General features: G+C 73.5%; 22 protein-coding genes and 1 tRNA gene. 15 read left to right on the forward strand and 8 right to left on the reverse strand.

The genetic code is table 11. The features are described 5' to 3' along the window. The first annotated feature begins 36 nt into the window (after nucleotides 1-36). Complete coding sequence (locus tag D3A60_RS02815; protein ID WP_119717167.1) at nucleotides 37-1437, forward strand: ATP-binding protein; 1401 nt, start codon at nucleotides 37-39, stop codon at nucleotides 1435-1437. 33 nt (nucleotides 1438-1470) lie between these two features. Here the strand turns inward: D3A60_RS02815 and D3A60_RS02820 are convergent, their stop codons facing one another. Together D3A60_RS02820 and D3A60_RS02825 are read right to left on the reverse strand one after the other, a co-directional pair. Then, nucleotides 1471-2220: a M90 family metallopeptidase gene (locus tag D3A60_RS02820; protein ID WP_269203655.1), complete on the reverse strand. Its 750-nt coding sequence runs from the start codon at nucleotides 2218-2220 to the stop codon at nucleotides 1471-1473. Nucleotides 2221-2260: 40 nt separating this feature from the next. Next, the gene (locus D3A60_RS02825) at nucleotides 2261-2524 is read right to left on the reverse strand and encodes a hypothetical protein (RefSeq protein WP_119717168.1); all 264 of its coding nucleotides are present in this window, start codon (nucleotides 2522-2524) and stop codon (nucleotides 2261-2263) included. A 178-nt stretch (nucleotides 2525-2702) separates the two neighbouring features. Between D3A60_RS02825 and D3A60_RS02830 the strand changes: the two genes are divergently transcribed. The 10 genes from D3A60_RS02830 to D3A60_RS02875 all read left to right on the forward strand — a co-directional run bounded on the left by D3A60_RS02830 (nucleotide 2703) and on the right by D3A60_RS02875 (nucleotide 10033). Then, nucleotides 2703-4583, forward strand: a complete 1881-nt coding sequence (locus D3A60_RS02830; protein ID WP_196778619.1) for a DegV family protein — start codon at nucleotides 2703-2705, stop codon at nucleotides 4581-4583. A 104-nt stretch (nucleotides 4584-4687) separates the two neighbouring features. Continuing rightward, nucleotides 4688-5371 (forward strand): glycerol-3-phosphate 1-O-acyltransferase PlsY, encoded by a 684-nt coding sequence (gene plsY, locus D3A60_RS02835; RefSeq protein WP_119717170.1) that lies wholly within the window; start codon nucleotides 4688-4690, stop codon nucleotides 5369-5371. Then, on the forward strand, nucleotides 5368-6369 hold the full coding sequence (gene birA, locus D3A60_RS02840) for a bifunctional biotin--[acetyl-CoA-carboxylase] ligase/biotin operon repressor BirA (protein WP_119717171.1): 1002 nt from the start codon (nucleotides 5368-5370) through the stop codon (nucleotides 6367-6369). The genes plsY and birA overlap by 4 nt, the downstream gene beginning before the upstream one ends. Beyond that, complete coding sequence (locus tag D3A60_RS02845) at nucleotides 6366-7109, forward strand: type III pantothenate kinase (RefSeq protein ID WP_119717172.1); 744 nt, start codon at nucleotides 6366-6368, stop codon at nucleotides 7107-7109. The genes birA and D3A60_RS02845 overlap by 4 nt, the downstream gene beginning before the upstream one ends. A 94-nt stretch (nucleotides 7110-7203) precedes the next feature. Beyond that, the gene (locus D3A60_RS02850) at nucleotides 7204-7926 is read left to right on the forward strand and encodes an SPOR domain-containing protein (RefSeq protein WP_119717173.1); all 723 of its coding nucleotides are present in this window, start codon (nucleotides 7204-7206) and stop codon (nucleotides 7924-7926) included. A gap of 54 nt (nucleotides 7927-7980) precedes the next feature. Then, nucleotides 7981-8053: transfer RNA gene (locus D3A60_RS02855), tRNA-Thr, on the forward strand. Between the two features lie 28 nt (nucleotides 8054-8081). Beyond that, nucleotides 8082-9005, forward strand: a complete 924-nt coding sequence (gene rocF, locus D3A60_RS02860) for an arginase (protein WP_119717174.1) — start codon at nucleotides 8082-8084, stop codon at nucleotides 9003-9005. 67 nt (nucleotides 9006-9072) lie between these two features. Then, nucleotides 9073-9207: an entericidin A/B family lipoprotein gene (locus D3A60_RS02865; protein ID WP_196778620.1), complete on the forward strand. Its 135-nt coding sequence runs from the start codon at nucleotides 9073-9075 to the stop codon at nucleotides 9205-9207. A gap of 225 nt (nucleotides 9208-9432) precedes the next feature. After that, on the forward strand, nucleotides 9433-9585 hold the full coding sequence (locus D3A60_RS02870; RefSeq protein ID WP_119717176.1) for an entericidin A/B family lipoprotein: 153 nt from the start codon (nucleotides 9433-9435) through the stop codon (nucleotides 9583-9585). Nucleotides 9586-9832: 247 nt separating this feature from the next. Then, nucleotides 9833-10033, forward strand: a complete 201-nt coding sequence (locus tag D3A60_RS02875; RefSeq protein ID WP_119717177.1) for a CsbD family protein — start codon at nucleotides 9833-9835, stop codon at nucleotides 10031-10033. A 174-nt stretch (nucleotides 10034-10207) separates the two neighbouring features. Here the strand turns inward: D3A60_RS02875 and D3A60_RS02880 are convergent, their stop codons facing one another. Next, nucleotides 10208-11032 carry a hypothetical protein gene (locus tag D3A60_RS02880; RefSeq protein WP_119717178.1) on the reverse strand — a complete coding sequence of 275 codons (825 nt, stop codon included), beginning with the start codon at nucleotides 11030-11032 and terminating at the stop codon, nucleotides 10208-10210. Nucleotides 11033-11173: 141 nt separating this feature from the next. Between D3A60_RS02880 and D3A60_RS02885 the strand changes: the two genes are divergently transcribed. The 4 genes from D3A60_RS02885 to D3A60_RS02900 all read left to right on the forward strand — a co-directional run bounded on the left by D3A60_RS02885 (nucleotide 11174) and on the right by D3A60_RS02900 (nucleotide 15071). Continuing rightward, nucleotides 11174-12502 (forward strand): tryptophan--tRNA ligase, encoded by a 1329-nt coding sequence (locus D3A60_RS02885; RefSeq protein ID WP_119717179.1) that lies wholly within the window; start codon nucleotides 11174-11176, stop codon nucleotides 12500-12502. Next, complete coding sequence (locus D3A60_RS02890) at nucleotides 12499-12822, forward strand: hypothetical protein (RefSeq protein ID WP_119717180.1); 324 nt, start codon at nucleotides 12499-12501, stop codon at nucleotides 12820-12822. Before D3A60_RS02885 ends, D3A60_RS02890 begins: the two co-directional genes overlap by 4 nt. A gap of 118 nt (nucleotides 12823-12940) precedes the next feature. Then, nucleotides 12941-13870 carry an MBL fold metallo-hydrolase gene (locus tag D3A60_RS02895; RefSeq protein WP_119717181.1) on the forward strand — a complete coding sequence of 310 codons (930 nt, stop codon included), beginning with the start codon at nucleotides 12941-12943 and terminating at the stop codon, nucleotides 13868-13870. A gap of 103 nt (nucleotides 13871-13973) precedes the next feature. Further along, nucleotides 13974-15071, forward strand: a complete 1098-nt coding sequence (locus tag D3A60_RS02900; protein WP_119717182.1) for a GGDEF domain-containing protein — start codon at nucleotides 13974-13976, stop codon at nucleotides 15069-15071. Between the two features lie 31 nt (nucleotides 15072-15102). On the opposite strand, the gene D3A60_RS02905 is transcribed toward D3A60_RS02900, so the two are convergent. From D3A60_RS02905 to pdhA, 5 genes are all read right to left on the reverse strand, one after another. Beyond that, the gene (locus tag D3A60_RS02905; RefSeq protein WP_119717183.1) at nucleotides 15103-15489 is read right to left on the reverse strand and encodes a VOC family protein; all 387 of its coding nucleotides are present in this window, start codon (nucleotides 15487-15489) and stop codon (nucleotides 15103-15105) included. Nucleotides 15490-15560: 71 nt separating this feature from the next. Next, nucleotides 15561-16916 (reverse strand): dihydrolipoamide acetyltransferase family protein, encoded by a 1356-nt coding sequence (locus D3A60_RS02910; RefSeq protein WP_119717184.1) that lies wholly within the window; start codon nucleotides 16914-16916, stop codon nucleotides 15561-15563. A gap of 1 nt (nucleotide 16917) precedes the next feature. Further along, on the reverse strand, nucleotides 16918-17265 hold the full coding sequence (locus tag D3A60_RS02915) for an SH3 domain-containing protein (RefSeq protein WP_119717185.1): 348 nt from the start codon (nucleotides 17263-17265) through the stop codon (nucleotides 16918-16920). After that, nucleotides 17265-18326, reverse strand: coding sequence for an alpha-ketoacid dehydrogenase subunit beta (locus D3A60_RS02920; RefSeq protein WP_119717186.1), 1062 nt, complete (start codon nucleotides 18324-18326; stop codon nucleotides 17265-17267). The genes D3A60_RS02915 and D3A60_RS02920 overlap by 1 nt, the downstream gene beginning before the upstream one ends. Beyond that, nucleotides 18323-19396, reverse strand: coding sequence for a pyruvate dehydrogenase (acetyl-transferring) E1 component subunit alpha (gene pdhA / locus D3A60_RS02925; RefSeq protein WP_119717187.1), 1074 nt, complete (start codon nucleotides 19394-19396; stop codon nucleotides 18323-18325). The genes D3A60_RS02920 and pdhA overlap by 4 nt, the downstream gene beginning before the upstream one ends. Nucleotides 19397-19548: the final 152 nt, after the last annotated feature.

The raw sequence follows: 19548 nt of genomic DNA on the forward strand, positions 1-19548 counted from the left end.
GCTGCCCTCCCACGCCGCCACCCGACGCGCCCGCCCATGAGCTGGGGCCAACCGCGCTCGCTGCAGGCGCGCCAGCTGCTGGCCGCGAGCCTCGGCCTGCTGGCGTTCCTGGCGCTGGCCGGCTACGCCCTCGATCGCGCGTTCATTGAAACCGCGGAGAGCAACCTGCGCCAGCGTCTGGCGAGCTACGCGCTGGCGTACGCCGGGAAGGGCGAATTCGCCCGTAACGGCGAGTTCATCCCCCCGTACGACCCGATCGAGCCGCGGTTCGAGCGGCCGGGCAGCGGCCTGTACGCCGAGGTGGTGTTCCCGAACGGGCACTGGGACTCGCCGTCGGCGGTCGGGCCTGAGCTGCCGACGGGAGCCATGCTGGAAGCCGGGCAGGAGCGTTTCGAAGGCCCGCTGCCGATCACCGAGCTCGACGGCGACGCCGGCGAGGCCTACCGCTACGGCTACGGGGTCATCTGGGACGCCGAGCGCAGCGTCAGCGCGCAGTTTCCGTACACGATCTACATCATCGAGGACACGACGCTGCTGCGCCGGCAGGTCGCGGTGTTCCGCGAGGCGCTGTGGCAGTACCTCGGCGGTGCGGGGCTGGTGCTGATGCTGATGCAGGCGCTGGTGCTGCGCTGGAGCCTGCTGCCGCTGCGGCGCGTGATCATCGAGCTCAAGCGCGTGCAGCGCGGCGCGGCGTCGCGGATGAGCGAGCGCCACCCGCGCGAACTCGAGCCGCTGACCGAAAGCATCAACGCGTTCATCGAAAGCGAGCGCGAGAACCTCGACCGCCAGCGCAACACCCTGGCCGACCTCGCCCACAGCCTGAAGACGCCGCTGGCTGTGCTGCGCGCGCGCCTGGACGACACCCGCGCCAGCGAGGCGGAGCTGCGCGAGGAGGTCGACCTGCAGCTGCGCCGCATGAACGAAATGGTCTCGTACCAGCTCGCGCGCGCGGCGTCGGCCGGCCACGCGCTGTTCGCCGCGCCGATCGCGATCGAGCCGCATGCCGAACAGATCGTGCGCGGGCTCGAGAAGGTGTATGCGTCGAAGGGCGTGCTGTGCGAGTTCGACGTGGCCGAGGGCGTGCAGTTCCACGGCGAGCCCGGCGACCTGCAGGAGCTGCTCGGCAACCTGCTCGAGAACGCGTTCAAGTGGGCGCGCTCGCGCGTGCTGCTGACCGTGCGTCCGGGCGAATCGATGCCGAACCGCCGCCCGGGGCTGCTGATCGCGGTCGACGACGACGGCCCCGGCATTCCGCCGGAGAAGGTCGCACTGATCCTGCAGCGCGGTGTGCGCGGCGACGAGCGCGTGCAGGGCCATGGCATCGGGCTGGCGATCGTGCAGGACCTCGTGCGCGGCTACCGCGGCACGCTCGACGTCAGCGCGTCGGAGGAACTCGGCGGCGCGCGTTTCGAGGTGCGGCTGCCGCCGGGGCTCTGAGCCCGCGCGCGTCCTGCGCGCCCCGGCGCGCTGTCACTCGAACGGCGATGGGCCGTAGAAACGCGCCAGGTGCGCGGCGACCTTCGGCATCGCGCCGCGCAGCGTGGCCGGATCGCTGAAGTGGTACTCGGTGGCGACCGCGAAGAATTCCTCTTCGGCTTCGGCCGCGTACGGATCGATCGCGGTCTCGCGCCCGGCGTCGACGTCGGCGACGAACGCCTCGAACGCGGCCTGGAAGTCGCGTGCCCAGCCGCGCTGCCACGGGCCCGGCAGCGGCGGCGTGCCGTCCATGGCGCCGTCGAGCACGTCGAGCTTGTGCGCCATCTCATGCGCGGCGACGCAGAAGCCGGCGCGCGGGTCGGCGCAGTCGGCCTCGATGTCCGCCCACGACAGGATCAGCGGCCCGGCGTCCCACGACTCGCCGATCAGCTCGTCCTCCCACTCGTGCAGCACGCCGGCGGCGTCGACGTGGCTGCGGTTCACCCGGAACGCGTCCGGGTAGACGATCAGCTGCGACCAGCCGCGCAGGCCGGCCTCGCCGAACTCGAGTAGCGGCAGGCAGCACAGCGCGGCCAGCGTGCAGCGACGGGCCGCGTCGAGCTCCAGCTCGCCGATCGGGGTGATGGTCTTCTCGTGCAGGAACCGCGCCGCCAGCAGCGCCAGCCGCGCGTCGCGATCTGGGTCGAGCGCCGCCACCCACGGCACGGCCGCACGAGTGTCGCGCCAGAGTTCGGCGGGAATCGGGTCGGGTGGGCGCCGCAGGCGGCGCAGCCAGTCGATCAAGCGGTGCGGGGGTTCAGCGCGGCGTGCTTAGCGCGGCACGTCAGCGGAACATGCCCGGCAGCAGGCTGTGCCAGCGCTGCGGCTGCAAGCGGCTGCCGCCCGGGGCGTCGCTGTGCACGCTCGGCTTGAGCTTGGACTCGCGCGCCGGACGGACCGGTGCCGGGTTCTCGCGGACCGCGGCCGGCTTGCGCTCGGCGATGTTGGTCGGGCACCCGGCGCCGTCGAGGTCGCCGGACTTGGGCTCACGCGCAGCCACGCCAGCACTGGCGGCAGCGATCAGCAGGCACAGGCAGATCCGGAGCATGGCGGGGTCCTCGCGCCGGCCACGCTGGCCGGTCGACTGCGGACTATAACGGCAAAAGATGACCGACTCCGGCCGCGCCGGGCACCGGATCGGGCGTGCCGACGGGCGGCAGGGTCCGCGCCCTCTCTTGCGCAGCGCATCATGGCTACGGCGCACGGATCGGCGAGACTCGACCGCAATGAATACGCCCCCGAACGCCGCGGACCCTGCCCCGGCGGCGACCCCGGTCCCGACCACCCCATCGCTGACCGCGCCGGCCCTGCGCCGCGCCCTGATCGCCGGCGCGCGCCGGGTCATCGCCGGCCGCGACCTGCTGAACCGCATCAACGTGTTTCCGGTGGCCGACGGCGACACCGGCAACAACATGGCGCAGACCCTCGGGGTGCTGCTCAACGGCGCGCTGCGGCGGCGCAGCGCGCACATCGGCGAACTGCTGCTGCGGATCGGCCACGAGGCCATCGACGGCGCACGCGGCAATTCCGGCGCGATCCTCGCCCAGTTCCTCTACGGCGTGGCCGAGCATGCGCGCAGCGAGCCGGTGCTCGACGCGACCACGCTCGCGGCCGCGGTGCGCCGCGGCGCCGACAGCGCCCGGGCGGCGCTGGCCGAGCCGGCCGAAGGCACGATCCTCAGCGTGATCGGCGCGTTCGCCGACGCGCTCGACGAAGCCGCGCGCGAGGCCCGCAGCACCGGGCCGCGCGACGGCTTCAACCAGGCCCTGGCGAGCGCGCGCGTCGCGCTGGCGCGGACGCCGCAGCAGATGGCGCTGCTGCAGCGCGCCGGGGTCGTCGACGCCGGCGCGAAGGGGTTCCTCGAGCTGCTCGAGGGCATCGCCGAGTTCGTCGAGGGCGGCCCGCGCGCGCTGCGCGTGCGCGGCGCCGGCGTCGCGGCCAACGATGCCGCGCTCGACGCGGCCGGCCCCGCCGGGATGCCCGACGTCCACGACCACGTCGACCCCGACCGCCGCTGGTGCACCGAATGCCTGATCAACGGCGACGGCATCGATCGCGCGACGCTCGGTGCGGCGCTGGCCGCGCTCGGCGCCGACTCGGTGGTGCTGGCCGGCGGCGCGACCCACATGCGCGTGCACGCGCATGTCGCCGCGCCGCAGGCGCTGTTCGAGGTGTGCGCCGCGCAGGGGCGGGTCGACGGCATGAAGGCCGACGACATGCTGATGCAGCAGCGCAGCGCCGAATCAAGCCGGCCGGTCGCAGTCGTCACCGACAGCGCCGCCGACCTGCCCGATGCGATCGCCGAGCGCCATGCGATCCACTGCGTGCCGGTCCGGGTCAACGTCGACGGCCAGGACTTCCTCGACAAGGTCGCGCTGACGGCGGATGCGTTCTACCGGCGCATGGCCGGCGCGGCCGAGCTGCCGCGGACCAGCCAGCCGCCGCCCGGCGATTTCCGCCGCTGCTTCGAGTTCCTGCTCGCGCACCAGCGCGAGGTCGTCTACGTGGGCCTGTCGCGCGCGGTGTCCGGCACCCTGCAGTCGGCCGAACACGCCGCGCTGCGCGGCGAGCCGGGCCGGGTCACCGTGTTCGACACCGTAAACGCTGCCGGCGGCCAGGCGCTGCTGGCGTGGCGGGCCGGCGAGCTGGCCGACGCCGGCGCCGACGCCACGGCGATCGTCGCCGAGCTCGAGCGGCTGCGCCCGCTGACGCTGACCTGGGCGATGGCGCGCGACATCCGCCACGCCGTGCGCGGCGGCCGCATCCCGGCGTGGGCGGGGCCGGCGGTGCGCTGGAGCGGCCTGACGCCGATCGCCAGGGTTCGCGCGGACGGCCGGCTCGGGATCGCCGGCGGGCTGCTGGCCAAGGCCGGCGCGCCCGAGGCGTTCGCACGCTACGTGGCCAAGCGGCTGCCGCGCGGCACGCGCTGGCGGCTGATCGTCGGCCACTGCGGCGCGGCGGACGACGGCGAGCGGCTGCTGGCGGCGATGCGCGCGCGGATCGACGCGGTCGAGTCGTACCTGGTCGCGACCGGCCCGGCGATCGGCGCGCACGCGGGGCAGGGCGCGCTGGTCGTGGCGCTGCAGCCGGCGCCGTCGCCGGCCTGATCGCGCCGCACCGCGCCGCGGCGCCGGCGGCGAAGCATTCGCGCCGCGCGCGGTTCCAGGCCCCGGATCGCAGGGCCGACACGCCGCTCGCGCATACTTCGCGCATGCCGATCGAACCCGCCGCGCTGTCGTCCCTGCACTTCGCTCCGCTGACGTGGGGGCTGCTCGTCGCCGGGTACCTGCTCGGGTCGCTGTCCGGCAGCCTGCTGCTCGGCCGCCTGCGCGGCGTCGACATCCGCGAGCACGGCAGCGGCAACGCCGGCGCGACCAACGCGCTGCGCTCGCAGGGCAAGGGCTTCGCGGTCGGCGTGGCGGTGTTCGACATCGCCAAGGGCGCGCTCGCCGCGTGGCTGGCGCTGCGCTACGCCCCGGTCGCGACCGGCCTGTCGGTCACGGCGCACGGCTACCTGGTCGCGTTCGCCGCGATCGTCGGTCACGTGTGGCCGGTGTGGCACGGCTTCCGCGGCGGCAAGGGCGCGGCGACGATGATCGGCGCGCTGCTGGTGCTGTGGCCGTACGCGGTGCCGGTGGTGCTGCTGGCGTGGTTCGGCGTGGTGTTCACGTCCGGCTACGTCGGGCTGGCGACGGTGATCGCGACGTGGACCCTGCCGCTGCTTGCATGGTGGACGGACGCGGGCACGCCGCGACTGGCGTTCTCGATCGCCGTGGCGGTGCTGCTGACGATCACCCACCGCGCCAATCTGGCGCGCCTGCGCGCCGGCACCGAATCGCGCTTCGCCCGTGCGCGCCTGCTGCACCGCTGGCGGCGCGGACGGGACGCCGGATGAGCGACGACCGCCGGCTGCTGCAGCGGCTGATCGCCGGACCGGCCACCGGCGACGCCCTGGCCCGCGAATCGGGCCAGACGCGCGCGGCAGTGTGGAAGCGGATCGAATCTCTGCGCGAGGCCGGCATCGCGATCGACGCCGCGCCCGGGCGTGGCTACGCGCTGGCCCAGCCGCTTGACCTGCTCGACGCCGACGCGATCCGCGCGCGCCTCGCGCCCGACGCGGCGCGCGAGCTGGCCGCGCTCGACGTGGCGTGGACGATCGACTCGACCAGCAGCGAGCTGCTGCGCCGGCCCGTGCCCGCGTCCGGGACCGCGGCGCTGCTGGCCGAGCGCCAGAGCGGCGGCCGCGGCCGGCGCGGTCGCACGTGGCAGTCGCCGCTGGCCGCGCACCTGTACCTGTCGACGGCGCGCGGCTTCGGCGGCGGGCTCGCCCGGCTCGGGGGCCTGAGCCTCGCCGCCGGCGTCGCCTGCGCCGAGGCGCTGCACGCGCTCGGCTTCGATGCGCTGCGCTTGAAATGGCCGAACGATCTGGTCGTGCCCGACGGCGACGGCCTGCGCAAGCTCGGCGGACTGCTGGTCGAAGGCGGCGGCGAAGTCGCCGGCCCCGCGCGCGCGGTGGTGGGCATCGGCCTCAACGTGCGCATGCCGCCCGATGCCGCCGGACGAATCGACCAGCCGTGGACCGACCTGGCCCAGCTGGCAGGCGCCGGGCTGCCCGAACGCAGCGCGATCGCGGGGACGGTGCTGTCGCACCTGCTGCCCGCGCTGGCGCACTTCGATGCCGACGGACTGGCGCCGTTCCTGCCGCGCTATGCCGCGCTGGATGCGTTGGCCGGCCGGCGCGTTCACCTGCACGGCGAAGGCGGCGAAGTCGACGGCGTGGCGCTCGGCGTCGCGGCCGACGGCGGGCTGCGCGTGCGCGGCGGCGACGGCGTCGAACGCCGGCTGCATGCCGGCGAGGTCAGCGTGCGCGCGCTCGCGGACGCAGCCGCATGAGCGCGTGGCTGTTCGACCTCGGCAACACCCGGCTGAAGTGCACGCCGCTGCGCGACGACGGCGCGGTCGGCGAGGTGCTGGCCCTGCCGCACCGCCACGACGATGTCGCCGCGGCGCTCGAGCGCGCGCTGCCGGCGCGCATCGACGTGGCGTACCTGGCGAGCGTCGCCGACCCGGCCCTGCGCGTGGCCGTGCTGCAGGCGCTCGCCGCGCGCTGCGGTCGCATCTCGCTCGCGCGCACCCAGCGGCGCGGCGGCGGCGTGGCGATCGCGTACGCGCAGCCGCACCGGCTCGGCGTCGACCGCTACCTGGCGCTGATCGCCGCGCGCACGCGCGCGCCGGGCGGCGCGGTGGTGTGCGGCGTCGGCACCGCGCTGACGATCGACCTGCTCGACGCCGACGGCCGCCACCTGGGCGGGCGCATCGCGCCCTCGCCGGACCTGATGCGCGAGGCCCTGCACCAGCGCGCGGCGCAACTGCCGGTCGACGGCGGCGCCTACCGCGAGTTCGCCGACGACACCGACGACGCGCTCGCATCGGGCTGCCTCGGCGCCGCGATCGCGCTGGTCGAGCGCAGCGCGGCCGCGGCGCGCGCGCGGGTGTCCACACCGCCGGCGCTGCTGCTGCACGGCGGCGGCGCCGCGGCGCTGCGGCCGTGGCTGCCGGGCGCGCTCGACACGCCGCACCTGGTGCTCGAGGGGCTGGCGGTGTGGGCGCGCGACGAGCGCCCGCCGGCCTGACCAACGCGGCGCGCCGGCACGCCGGCGCCGATCCGCGCGCGCGATCACAGCGCCGCCGCGCCCGGCGCCGCGGATCGCGTGGGACAATCGACGCATGTGGAACCGCGCGCTGATCGTCCTGCTGCTCGTGCTCAACGTCGGCGTCGCCGCGTGGTGGGCCACGCGCGTGCCGCCGCCCGCGCCGGCGGCTCCGGCCGCGCCGATCGGGGTGGCCCGGCTGCAGCTGGTCGGCGAACCGGGCGCGGCCCCGCCGGTACCGAGCGCCGCGCCCGCGTCCCCGATCGCGCCAGCTGCCGCAAGCGTCTCGACCGGCTCGACCGGCGCGACGCCTGCACCGGACGCGACCGGCGCCGCGGCTTCGCGCTGCTACCGCTACGGCCCGTTCGCCGATGCCGCCGCGGCCGCCGCGGCGCGCGCGCGGCTGCAGCCGCTGGTGCAGCGCGCGCGCGCGAGCGTCGAGCCCACGGCCGCCGCCGGCAGCGGCTGGCGCGTCGTCCTGCCGCCGCTGCCGTCGCTGGTCGACGCGCAGGCGACGGCGCAGCGGCTCGCGCAGGAGGGCTTCGACGATTTCCTGATCGTGCGCGAGGGCTCCGAGGCCAACGCGATCGCGCTCGGGCGCTACGGTCGCGAGGACGCGGCGCGTCGACGGGCGCAGTCCCTGGTCGACGCCGGCTTCGCCGCACGCGCCGAGCCGCTCGGCCAGGGCGCGCCGGGCCACTGGCTCGACGTCGAGCCCGGCCCGGCGTTCGACGCCGCGCGCGCCCGCGCGGCGGCCGGCGCCGCGGTGCGCGACGCGGACTGCAGCGCCCTGCGCTGATGTCGCAACGGCGGCGGTGCCGCCCCTTGCGCCGGGCTAGAATCATCGTTCCACGCCGGCTTAGCTCAGTTGGTAGAGCAACTGATTTGTAATCAGTAGGTCGTCGGTTCGATTCCGACAGCCGGCATGCCCCACACCGCAGGGACGACCACCGCATGAGCCGAACCTACCCGCCCGTGTCGATCATCGGCGCGCCGACCGACGTCGGCGCCGGCCACCTCGGCGCCCGCCTCGGGCCGGAGGCGCTGCGCATCGCCGGGCTCGGCCAGGCGCTGGTCGCCCGCGGCGTCGACGTGGTCGACCGCGGCAACCTCGACGGCCCGCGCAACCCGTGGGAAGCCCCGACCGACGGCTACCGGCACCTGCCGGAGGTCGTCGCGTGGAACCGGCTGGCGATGGACGCGGTGCTCGCTGAGCTGCGCGGCGGGCGCATGCCGATCCTGCTCGGTGGCGACCACTGCCTGGGCCTGGGATCGATCACCGCGGTCGCCCGCTACTGCCGCGAGACCGGCAAGAAGCTGCGCGTGCTGTGGCTCGACGCCCACGCCGACTTCAACACCAGCCAGGTCACGCCGTCGGGCAACATCCACGGCATGCCGGTCGCGTGCCTGTGCGGCATGGGCCCGCGCGAGCTGACCCACCTGGGCGGCGACGCGCCGGCGATGCGGCCGGACGAGATCCGCCAGATCGGCATCCGCTCGGTCGACGACGGCGAGAAGCGGCTGGTCAAGGAATACGGCCTCGACGTCTACGACATGCGCTACATCGACGAGGTCGGCATGAAGCGGGCGATGGAGGAAGCGCTCGAGGGCGTCGACCAGAACACCCACCTGCACGTCAGCTTCGACGTCGACTTCCTCGACCCGAGCATCGCGCCGGGCGTCGGCACCACGGTGCCCGGCGGCCCGAACTACCGCGAGGCGCAGCTGGTGATGGAGATGATCGCCGACACCGGCCGGCTGGCCTCGCTCGACATCATGGAGCTCAACCCGGTCATCGACTCGCACAACGCGACCGCCGAGCTGTCGGTGGACCTGGTCGAGAGCCTGTTCGGCAAGTCGACGCTGATGCGCGACTGAGCGGATCCCGTTTCCGGTGCCGTCGCGCAGGCGGCGGCGCCGCTGGCAACCTCCCGGAGAACTGACGATGAAGCAAATGATCAAATTCGCCGCGCTGCTGGTGCTGGCCACCGTGGCGCTCGGCGGCTGCAACACGATGGAAGGGCTCGGCAAGGACGTGCAGAAGCTCGGCGACAAGATCGAGGACAAGGCCGCGAACTGACCCGGCGCAGGCGTGGTCTCGCACGAAGGCCGGCGCTCGCCGGCCTTCCGCATTTGTGCGACGGGATTCGCGAAGCGCGCGCCGAACCATGCCGGTGGATGAACGCGACCCAGCACCCGGCCGGCCAATCCACGCGGAATTCACACCTGCAAACGTCCTATAGCGCCACGGTCGAGGCGGCGCAGTTGGTGCGCTGCGACCCCGGACACTCCCGAGGAGGAATGCATGAAGCGTTTGATCGCCCTGATGTTCTTGGTTGCTTTTTCGACCGGCACCCTGACCGCCTGCAACACCATGAAGGGTGCGGGCCAGGACGTGCAGAAGGTTGGCGAAAAGGTCGAAGAGAAGGCCGAAGAGTGCAAGGACGCGAAGTGCTGATCCGCGTCTGACGCGCAGCACGTTTCGCCGAGAAGGCCGGAGCAATCCGGCCTTTTCTTTTGATCGTCGATCGCCCGCGGCGGGGGCTGGCGGTCGTGTTGCGGGCGATGCGGCTGAAGGCTTCACCGGGTTCATCGACGTGCAGGCACGGCTAACGGCTTCGTGACCGGACGCGAATGCACGCGCTGCGATGCTGTCCCTGCGGTGCAAAGACGCCGCGCCTCCCCCAAGAAGAGGACCAACATCGATGAACAAGGACATCATTGCCGGCAAGTGGAACCAGGTGAAAGGCCAGGCCCGTACGAAGTGGGGCGATCTGACCGACGACGATCTCGACGTGCGCGAGGGCAACGCCGAGTACCTCGCGGGCAAGCTGCAGGAGCGCTACGGCTGGCAGCGCGACCGCGCCGAGCAGGAAGTGCGCGACTTCGAGCGCACGCTGAACTGAGCTGCGTCAGCACGACTTGCCGCGCGCGCTGATGCGCGGCGTTGGCGAGGCAAAAACGGGCCGGGAAGCCGGCCCGTTTTCGTGTCGGGTGGCCGCGCCCCTGGTCGCGCTCGCGCAGTTCGGGGATTCGAGTCGGCGTGCCGGTGGAACGTGCCGGTGGAATGCACCGGACCGTCAGTACGGCGGGTCGGCGACGAATCCGTCGGGAAACGCGCGCGGCGCGTCGTGGCGGGGCCAGCGGTGGCCGCGCGGCCACACGCCGCGGGCCAACAGCCCGGCCGGATCGTCGTAGCGCACTTCGCGCACCTGCACCGGCGCACGCGTGGCCCGGTCGAAGCCGGTGCGACCGACCGGCGACCACGCGCGTGCGCCGTGGCCCGTGCCGAGGCCCTGCGTGGCCATCGCATCGGCGGCGCGCGATTCGGCCGCCGCGGGCGGCGCGGAGACCTTGCCACGCGCGGCGGACTCGCGCGCGGCGCTGCCGTGGCCGGCGATCGGCGCCGGCGCGTCGTAGTACGGAACCGACCTCGCCTCTGTGAACACGGCAATGCCGATGACCCCGACGTTGTCGGGCCGGCCGGTGCGCGCGGCGTAGCTGTCCGGCAGGTCGGTGAATACGAACTGCGCGACGTCGTCCATTGACTTGCGCCAGCCGTGGATCTGCGTGCTCTGCCACGGCTCCAGCACGTAGCCGGCCTGCGACGGATGCGCCGTCTGGCCGGTCACGGCGTTGACGCCGTCGACCGACAGCACCACCAGCACGCGCTCGCCGGTGGTGTTGGTCAGCTGCACCGAATAGCGGTGGCCGGGCGCACCGGCGATCCAGTCGCGGCCGCGGTGCGGGGTCGCGGGCAGCCACTGGCCGGACTCGCGGTCGACGACGGCCAGGTCGACCAGCGGGCGGGCCTGCGCCGGCAGCGAACAGGCCACCGGCGCGCACAGCAGCGCGACCAGCGGGACGGACAGCAGGGAACGCAGCGGGGGCAGGCGGCGACGCATCGGGGCGATCTCCTCGGGAGGTGCTGGGCGAACGCGCGACCGCGCCGGGTGGGGTTGTGCAACGGTGCGGCCCGCCGGCCGCGGGCTGCGGTGCCGGGGCGGCGGGTAAACTGGGCGGCCTCCCCGCGCGCGCCGCACCCGATGACCCCGACCCGCGTCCTCACCGGCATCACCACCTCCGGCACCCCGCACCTGGGCAACTACGCGGGCGCGATCCGGCCGGCGGTCGCCGCGAGCCGCACGCCGGGCGTCGAGAGCTTCTATTTCCTCGCCGACTACCACGCGCTGATCAAGGTCACCGACCCGGTGCGCGTGCAGCGCTCGACGCTGGAGATCGCCGCGACCTGGCTGGCCTGCGGGCTCGATCCGTCGACGGTGTGGTTCTACCGGCAGAGCGACATCCCGGAGATCCCCGAGCTGACGTGGCTGCTGACCTGCGTCGCCGGCAAGGGCCTGCTGAACCGCGCGCACGCGTACAAGGCCGCCGTCGACAAGAACCGCGAGAGCGGCGAGGACGACGACGCCGGGATCAGCGCCGGGCTGTTCATGTACCCGGTGCTGATGGCCGCCGACATCCTGATCTTCAACGCGAACAAGGTCCCGGTCGGCCGCGACCAGATCCAGCACATCGAGATGGCGCGCGACTTCGGCCAGCGCTTCAATCACCTCTACGGCGAACACTTCACGCTGCCGGAGGCCGCGATCGAGACGCAGGTGGCGACGCTGCCCGGGCTCGACGGCCGCAAGATGAGCAAGAGCTACGACAACACAATCCCCCTGTTCGCGCCGCGCGCGACGCTGAAGAAGCTGATCGCGGGGATCGTCACCGACTCGCGCGCGCCGGGCGAGGCGAAGGACGCCGACGCGTCGAACGTGTTCCAGCTGTACCAGGCGTTCGCCAGCGCCGAGGAGGCCGCCGCGATGCGCCAGGCCTTCGCCGACGGGATCGGCTGGGGCGATGCGAAGAACGCGCTGTTCGAGCGGCTCGACGCCGAGATCGCGCCGCAGCGCGAGCGGTACGAGGCGCTGATGGCCAAGCCAGCGGAGATCGAGGCGATCCTGCGCGACGGCGCGCAGCGCCTGCGCGCGCGCTACGCGACACCGACGCTGCAGCGCCTGCGCGAGGCGGTCGGCCTGCGAAACCTGTCGCAGGTGGCGGTGTCGACGGCCGACGCCGGCGACGACGACGCGCCGGTGGCGCCGACGTTCAAGCAGTACCGCGAGGCGGACGGCCGCTTCTACTTCAAGCTGCTGCGCGGCGAGCGCGTGCTGCTGCAGAGCGCCGGCTTCGATGGCGGCCGCGACGCGGGGCAGTGGGTCGCGCGCCTCAAGCGCGACGGCGGCGACGGGCTGCGCGAGGCCGGAGGGGTGCTGCACGTCGACGGCGCGGCGATTGGCGCCCTCGGCGACGGCGTCGCGCTGGCCGAGGTAGTCGACGCGCTGGCGAAGTTTGCCGAGGACGCGGCATGAGCGCGTTCGCCCAGCTGCACCTGACCCTGATCCTGTTCCTGCCGTGGTTCACGATCCTCGGCGTGCTGTTCTGGCTGCTGCCGCGCCAGCCGCGGCCGCCGGCGCGGCGCTGGTTCGATGCGATCGCGCTGCTGCTGTCGACCGCACTTTTTTTGGCCAGCGTGTACTGGTCCTTCGAGATCGCCGATCCGAAGTACGGCGGCATGTGGAAGCAGGTGCTGGCCACCGCGGTCGGCTATGGCGTGTTCCTGGCGGCGATGACGGTCGCGTTCCTGCTGCGCCGCCGCTGGCTGCGCGAACTGCAGGGCCGCGTGCTCTGAGCCGCATGCTCTGAGCCGCGTGCCCTGACGCCGGTGGTCGCGGCCTTCGACCGAGGTCGCATCGCCGCGCGGCGCCGCGCGCCCTAGACTCGATCGCGACCGACCACGGACCGCGCGCATGCACCTGCCCCACGGCATCACTGCCGTCGACACCGGCTTCCAGCGGCCACGCTTCGACGCGGCGTACCTGCTGGTCGAGAACGGCCGCGCCGCGTTCGTCGACTGCGGCACCAACCACTCCCAGCCGGCGCTGCTCGCCGCGCTGGCGGCGCAGGGGCTGGCGCCCGAGGCCGTCGACTGGCTGGTGCTGACCCACGTGCACCTCGACCACGCCGGCGGCGCCGGCGCGCTGATGCAGGCGTTGCCGAATGCGACCCTGGCGGTGCACCCGCGCGGCGCACCGCACATGGTCGACCCGGCCAGGCTGATCGCCGGCGCGACCGCGGTGTACGGCGAGGCCGAGATCGCGCGCAGCTACGGCTCGATCCAGCCGGTCCCGGCCGCACGCGTGCGCGAACTCGCCGACGGCGACGTGATCGAACTGGCCGGCCGCCCGCTGCGCTGCATCGACACGCCGGGCCACGCGCGCCACCACCTGTGCGTGTGGGACGAGGCCAGCCGCGGCTGGTTCAGCGGCGACACGTTCGGCCTGTCGTACCGCGAGTTCGACGTCGACGGCCGCGCGTTCGTGCTGCCGACGACGACGCCGGTGCAGTTCGAGCCCGACGCGTTGAAGGCGTCGATCGCGCGGTTGCTCGCCGCGTCGCCGGACAGCGTCTACCTGACCCATTACGGGCGCGTCGGCGACGTGCCGCGACTGGCCGCCGACCTGGTCGGGCAGATCGACGCGATGGTCGCGATCGCGCGCGCGGCGGACGGCACGCCCGACCGCCACGCTCGCATCGTCCGCGAGCTGGCAGACCTGTACGTCGACCGCGCCCGCGCGCACGGCGTCGCCATGGACGCGGCCGAGGTGACGGCGCTGCTGGCGATGGACATCGAGCTCAACGCCCAAGGGCTGGCGGTATGGCTCGACCGCCCGTGCTGAACGCAGCGGGCGCCGCGCGCCGGTGCGCGCCGCGCGCACGGCCCGCGCACTGCCACCCATTTCACTAACGGCGATTGCACGGCGCGTGCAGCATCCTTCGCGCATGCCGACCGGGGCCCCCGCCGCCGACGCCGTTGCCGCCGAGCCTCGCCGCCGCGCCGCGCTCGAGGCCTACGCGATCCTCGACACCGCGCCGGAGGCGGCGTTCGACGACATCGTGCGGCTGGCCTGCATGCTGTGCGACGTCGACGCGGCGGCGATCGCATTTGCCGACATCGACCGCTTCTGGTTCAAGGCGCGCCGCGGCATCGACGTCGACGGCATCCCGCGCGAGCCGGCGCTGAGCGAAGCGGTGCTGGCGGCACCCGGAACGCTCGAAGTGCCCGACCGGCTCGCCGTGCCGTCGCTGGCCGGCCTGTCGCTGCCGCTGGAGGACGGCCCGGCGTGCTTCATCGCCGCCGCGCCGCTGCGCGACCCGCACGGCTCGGTGCTCGGCGCGCTGTTCGTCAGCTCGCCGCGGCCGCGCCGGCTCAGTGCGACCCAGCGCGAGGGGCTGGAGCTGCTCGCGCGGCAGACGACCCACCTGCTCGAACTGCGCCGCTACGACGCCGAGCAGCAGCGCCAGCTGCGTGAGCGCGAGCTGCGCGCGCTGGCCGCCGAGCGCGCGCGCGCCGAACTGCAGCGCCACAACGAGCAGTTGCTGCTGAGCGTCGGCCGCGACGAGCTGACCGGCCTGCTGAACCGGTCGGCGCTGAACCGGCTGAGCGACGACGCGCAGGCCCATCCCGACGCCTCGCCGTCGCACTACAGCCTCGTGCTGCTCGACATCGACCACTTCAAGCAGATCAACGACCGCCACGGCCACCTGCTGGGCGACCGCGCGCTGCGCGTCGTCGGCGACGCGATCACCGCATCGGTGCGCGCCGGCGACGTGCCGGTGCGCTACGGCGGCGAGGAGTTCCTGGTGGTGCTGCCGGGCGGCACCCTGGCCAGCGCGGCCGAAGTCGCGCACCGGATCCGCGCCGCGGTGGCGGAAGCGTCGCTGCCGTTCCCGCTGACCCTGTCGGCCGGCATCGCCGCGGGCGACGCGCGCGACCGGCGCGAGGCGGTGTTCGAACGCGCCGACCAGGCGCTGTACCGGGCCAAGGCGATGGGGCGCGACCGCATCGTCGTCGACGACACGCCGCGCCTGCACGACTGAACTGCGCCAGCGCAGCAGCGCGGCCGACTGGCTAGTCCCAGCGCGTCGGCGGCGTGCCGCGTTCGGGGTGCTTCATTCGCACCACGCAGAAGCGCTGGCCGGTCGGGGCTTCCATCACCCACCAGCGCTTGACGAAGGCGACCTTGCGCGCGCCCAGCGCCTCCAGTCGCGCGGCTTCGGCGTCGACGTCGTCGGCCTCCATGTCCAGGTGCACGCGCGACTCGTGCGCGACCTTCTGCACCTCGATGTGCAGGTCGCCGGGCGTGTCGCCGAACTGCTGGTACTCGGCCTCGCCGTCGCCGGCGTCGCGGTCGGCAATCGACACGCCCAGCGCCTGGCTCCAGAAGTCCGCGGCCGCGTCGAGGTCGTCGGTGCGGCAGTCGATGATGAAGCCGGCCAGTCGGCTGTGGTGCGGCATTGCGGTTCTCCTTCGGATCCGGCGCTCGCCCGACGGGGGTCGAGCGCCGTCCGCTGCATGGCCTCGCTACGTCACTGCGGCAGGCCGAGGTCGTCCAGCAGCGCCTTGAGGAAGCGCGCCGCCTCGCCGCCGGTGCAGGCTCGGTGGTCGAAGGTCAGCGAGATCGGCATGCGCCGGTGCACTTCGATGCCGCCGATCACCGCGACCACGTCGTGCGACAGCTTGCCGGCGCCGACGATCGCCACGCACGGCGGCACGACCACCGGGGTCGCATAGCGACCGGCGAACATGCCGAAGTTCGACAGCGAGATCGTGTAGCCGGACAGCTCGCTGGCCGGGATGCTGCGGTCCTCGACCTGCGCGCGCAGCCGCTGGATGCCGGTGCGGATGCCCGCGCCGTCGAGCATGTCGGCGTTGCGCAGCGCCGGCACGAACAGGCCGTCGTCGGTGTCGACGGCGATGCCGAGGTCGACCTGCGGGTGCAGGGTGCGGGTCAGCGTGTCGCCGTCGAACCACGCGTTGAGCGCCGGCACGGTCTTGCACGCGGTGACGATCGCGCGCACCAGCCGCGCGGTGATGTCCTGCTTGCCGATCCACGCGTGCAGGTCGGCGTCGTCGACCAGCGTCGTCGGCACGACCTTGCTGTGCGCGTCGGCCATGACCCGCGCCATGTTGCGGCGCACGCCCTTGAGCTGCTCCGGCTGTCCGCTGGCGCTGACCCCGGGCGGCTGGGTGCGCATCGGCCTGCCGGCCTGCGAGACGGTGCTGCGCGCCGGCGTGGCCGGCGCGGAGGCCGGCGCGGCGGACGGCGCCGCGGCGGCGGCGCGCGCAGGGGCGGCCCCGGCCTTGGCGCTGCCGTCGGCGGCCGCGCGCTTGACGTCGTCCATCGTCACCACGCCGTCCGCGCCGCTGGCGCGCACGCGGGCGAGATCGACGCCGAGCTTGCGCGCCATCGCGCGCACCGCCGGCATCGCCTTGACGCCGCCGACCGCGACCGCGGCCTCGCTGCGCACGGCGTCCGAACTCTGCATCGCGCCGACGACGGTGCCGCTGTCGGCGCGCTCGGCCTGTGCCGCGGCCGCCGCGGGTGCCGGGGCGGGTGCCGCGGCCGGTGCCGCAGCGGCGTGGCCGCCGCCGTGGTGGTGGCCGGTGTCCTGGCCCTCGGCGCGCTGCGGCATCGACGGGTCGACCTCGAACTCGGCCAGCATCGTGCCGGTGACGACGATGTCGCCCGGCGCGCCGGCCAGCTTCAGCACCTTGCCGGACACCGGCGACGGCACCTCGACGACGGCCTTGGCGGTCTCCATCGACACGAGGTTGTCGTCGAGGCGGATCGTGTCGCCGACCTTGACGAACCATTCGACGATGGTCGCATCGGGCAGGCCCTCGCCGAGGTCGGGCAGGAGAAAGGTCTTGTTGGCCGTCATGTCAGTCCTCTGGAATCACGTCGATCGCGCGCGCGGGAATCCACCCGCTCGCGCCCTGTGCATTTTCCGCCCACCACCAGCTCGCCAGTTCGCGGTGCAGGGTGAGCAGTTCGCCGATGTCGGCATCGAGCTCGCGGGTGTCGTACTCGACCTGCGCCACGGCCTCGCCGCCGTCGCGGTCGAACAGCGCCGCCGGGATCCATCCGCCGAGCCCGCCGGCCAGCGTCGTCCACACGAAGTCGGGCCAGTCGAGGTCGCGCTCGCCGAGCGTCACCGGGTCGCCGGGCGCGACCCGGATCGGCGGCCGGTCCGGGGCGCGGTGCGTCACGATGACCCGGCCGCGCTTCATCAGCCGGCCGCGAGCGTCCGCTTCGCCGCGGCGACGATCTTGTCGACGCTCGGCAGGTACTTCATCTCGAGCCGGAACAGCGGGATGTGGGTGTCGTAGCCGGTCACGCGCTCGACCGGCGCGCGCAGGTCGAACATCGAGTGTTCGGCCAGCCGCGCGGCGATCTCGGCGCCGAAGCCGGCGGTGCGCGGGGCCTCGTGCACGATCACGCAGCGGCCGGTCTTGGCTACCGACTCGGCGATCGTGTCGAAGTCCAGCGGCGTCAGCGTGGCGACGTCGATGACCTCGGCGCTGATGCCGTCGGCGGCGAGCTTCTCGGCGGCCTCGAGCGTTTCCTTGACCTGTGCGCCCCACGTCACCAGCGTCACGTCGCTGCCGTCGCGCAGCACGAAGCACACGTCCAGCGGCAGCGCCTCGCCGTCGTCCGGCACGACCTCCTTGTACTGGCGGTAGATGCGCTTGGGCTCGAAAAAGATCACCGGGTCCGGGTCGCGGATCGCCGCCAGCAGCATGCCGTAGGCGCGCGCCGGCGACGACGGCATCACCACGCGCAGGCCGGGCACGTTGGTGAAGATCGCCTCGTTGGCCTCGCTGTGGTGCTCCGGCGCGCGGATGCCGCCGCCCCACGGCACGCGCAGCACCATCGGGCAGGTCAGCCGGCCGCGCGTGCGGTAGCGCATGCGCGCGGCGTGGCAGACGATGAAGTCGACCATCGGGTACATGAAGCCGTCGAACTGCGCCTCGGCGACCGGCTTCATGCCCTGCGAGGCCATGCCGACCGTGAGGCCGGCGATCGTGGTCTCGTCGAGCGGGGTGTCGAGCACGCGCTCGGTGCCGAACGTGGCCGACAGCCCGGCGGTGGCGCGGAACACGCCGCCGTTGACGCCGACGTCCTCGCCGAGGACGACGACCGCGTCGTCGTGGCGCATCTCGTAGGCGAGCGCCTGGGTGATCGCCTCGATCAGCGTGATCGCGGTTGGCGTGGCGGCGGCGGGTGCGTTCATCGCGGCGTCTCCTGCGTCGGTGCGCGCGTCGGCGGCGCTGGCGTCGGCCGGGCTCATGCGCGGCCCTCCAGCGCGAGCGCGGCATCGCGCTGCGCCACCAGGTCGTGCGGCAGTTCGGCATACAGGTGGTCGAACATCGCTTCGACCGGCTGCACCGGCGTCTCCAGATAAGCGTTGATCTCGACGTCGACCCGCTTGCCGCATTCCTCGGCCCAGGCCTTTTCCTCCGCCTCGCTCCACAGGCCCTGCGCGGTCAGGTAGGTGCGCAGGCGGACCATCGGGTCGCGCGTCCACGCGTCCTTGACCTCGTCTTCGCCGCGGTAGCGGCGCGCGTCGTCGGCGGTGGTGTGGTCGTGCAGCCGGTAGGTCATGAATTCGATCACGCTGCCGCCCTGGCCGCCGCGCGCGCGTTCGACCGCGCGGCGCATGCCCTCGAGCACGGCGATCAGGTCGTTGCCGTCGACCTGCAGGCAGTGCAGGCCGCCGGCGATGCCCTTCTGCGCCAGCGTCTGCGCGCCGGTCTGCGCCGAGCGCGGCACCGAGATTGCCCAGCCGTTGTTGATCACGCACAGCACCAGCGGCGCGGTGTACGCGCCAGCCGAATTGAGCGCGGCGTAGAAGTCGGTCTTGGACGAGCCGCCGTCGCCGCAGCAGGCCACCGCGACGCGCGGCTGCTTGCGCAGCTTGAACGACAGCGCCGCGCCGGCGGCCATCAGGCACTGGGTCGAGATCGGCACGCACCACGGGTAGTCATGCTTCGGCCCGGCGAAATCGTTGCCGCGCTCGTCGCCGCCCCAGTACATCAGCACCTCGCGCGGTTGCACGCCGCGCATGAACTGCGCGCCGTACTCGCGGTAGCTCGGTGCGAACACGTCCTCCGGCCGCATCGACGCGCCGATGCCGACGTGGGTGGCCTCGTGGCCCAGGCACGCGGCGTACGTGCCGAGCTTGCCGGTGCGCTGCAGCGCGATCGCCTTGGTGTCGAACGTGCGCACGAACAGCATCTGCTTGAACAGCGGGAGCAGCGCCTTGGGGTCGGCGAACGCGGCGGGCAGCTCGGCCACCGGCTTTCCGTCCTTGCCCAGGTACTGCAGGTATTCGATCTCGAAGCGCGCGGCGGTCGTCATCGCGACTGCATCCTCAGGTCAATCAACCGCACGATGATAACCACCGGACGGTCATTCGCCGTTGCGCGCTGCGGCAATGCGCTGTCCTGCCGCGCAAACAAAAAGCGCGGCCGGAGCCGCGCTTTGTGCACTTGCCGGCATGGCGCCGGCCG

Origin of the sequence: Cognatilysobacter tabacisoli, assembly GCF_003586305.1 — a bacterium.
Lineage (GTDB): Bacteria > Pseudomonadota > Gammaproteobacteria > Xanthomonadales > Xanthomonadaceae > Cognatilysobacter_A > Cognatilysobacter_A tabacisoli.

What these genes read in the sequence shown, in the direction of transcription:
- D3A60_RS02910 (WP_119717184.1), bottom strand. Translation starts at nt 16,916, where the DNA reads ATGACGGCCAACAAGACCTTTCTCCTGCCCGACCTCGGCGAGGGCCTG.
- D3A60_RS02845 (WP_119717172.1), top strand. Translation starts at nt 6,366, where the DNA reads ATGAGCGCGTGGCTGTTCGACCTCGGCAACACCCGGCTGAAGTGCACG.
- plsY (WP_119717170.1), top strand. Translation starts at nt 4,688, where the DNA reads ATGCCGATCGAACCCGCCGCGCTGTCGTCCCTGCACTTCGCTCCGCTG.
- D3A60_RS02895 (WP_119717181.1), top strand. Translation starts at nt 12,941, where the DNA reads ATGCACCTGCCCCACGGCATCACTGCCGTCGACACCGGCTTCCAGCGG.
- D3A60_RS02865 (WP_196778620.1), top strand. Translation starts at nt 9,073, where the DNA reads ATGAAGCAAATGATCAAATTCGCCGCGCTGCTGGTGCTGGCCACCGTG.
- D3A60_RS02885 (WP_119717179.1), top strand. Translation starts at nt 11,174, where the DNA reads ATGACCCCGACCCGCGTCCTCACCGGCATCACCACCTCCGGCACCCCG.
- birA (WP_119717171.1), top strand. Translation starts at nt 5,368, where the DNA reads ATGAGCGACGACCGCCGGCTGCTGCAGCGGCTGATCGCCGGACCGGCC.
- rocF (WP_119717174.1), top strand. Translation starts at nt 8,082, where the DNA reads ATGAGCCGAACCTACCCGCCCGTGTCGATCATCGGCGCGCCGACCGAC.
- D3A60_RS02920 (WP_119717186.1), bottom strand. Translation starts at nt 18,326, where the DNA reads ATGAGCCCGGCCGACGCCAGCGCCGCCGACGCGCGCACCGACGCAGGA.
- D3A60_RS02875 (WP_119717177.1), top strand. Translation starts at nt 9,833, where the DNA reads ATGAACAAGGACATCATTGCCGGCAAGTGGAACCAGGTGAAAGGCCAG.
- D3A60_RS02850 (WP_119717173.1), top strand. Translation starts at nt 7,204, where the DNA reads ATGTGGAACCGCGCGCTGATCGTCCTGCTGCTCGTGCTCAACGTCGGC.
- pdhA (WP_119717187.1), bottom strand. Translation starts at nt 19,396, where the DNA reads ATGACGACCGCCGCGCGCTTCGAGATCGAATACCTGCAGTACCTGGGC.
- D3A60_RS02830 (WP_196778619.1), top strand. Translation starts at nt 2,703, where the DNA reads ATGAATACGCCCCCGAACGCCGCGGACCCTGCCCCGGCGGCGACCCCG.
- D3A60_RS02870 (WP_119717176.1), top strand. Translation starts at nt 9,433, where the DNA reads ATGAAGCGTTTGATCGCCCTGATGTTCTTGGTTGCTTTTTCGACCGGC.
- D3A60_RS02815 (WP_119717167.1), top strand. Translation starts at nt 37, where the DNA reads ATGAGCTGGGGCCAACCGCGCTCGCTGCAGGCGCGCCAGCTGCTGGCC.
- D3A60_RS02880 (WP_119717178.1), bottom strand. Translation starts at nt 11,032, where the DNA reads ATGCGTCGCCGCCTGCCCCCGCTGCGTTCCCTGCTGTCCGTCCCGCTG.
- D3A60_RS02900 (WP_119717182.1), top strand. Translation starts at nt 13,974, where the DNA reads ATGCCGACCGGGGCCCCCGCCGCCGACGCCGTTGCCGCCGAGCCTCGC.
- D3A60_RS02825 (WP_119717168.1), bottom strand. Translation starts at nt 2,524, where the DNA reads ATGCTCCGGATCTGCCTGTGCCTGCTGATCGCTGCCGCCAGTGCTGGC.
- D3A60_RS02890 (WP_119717180.1), top strand. Translation starts at nt 12,499, where the DNA reads ATGAGCGCGTTCGCCCAGCTGCACCTGACCCTGATCCTGTTCCTGCCG.
- D3A60_RS02915 (WP_119717185.1), bottom strand. Translation starts at nt 17,265, where the DNA reads ATGAAGCGCGGCCGGGTCATCGTGACGCACCGCGCCCCGGACCGGCCG.
- D3A60_RS02905 (WP_119717183.1), bottom strand. Translation starts at nt 15,489, where the DNA reads ATGCCGCACCACAGCCGACTGGCCGGCTTCATCATCGACTGCCGCACC.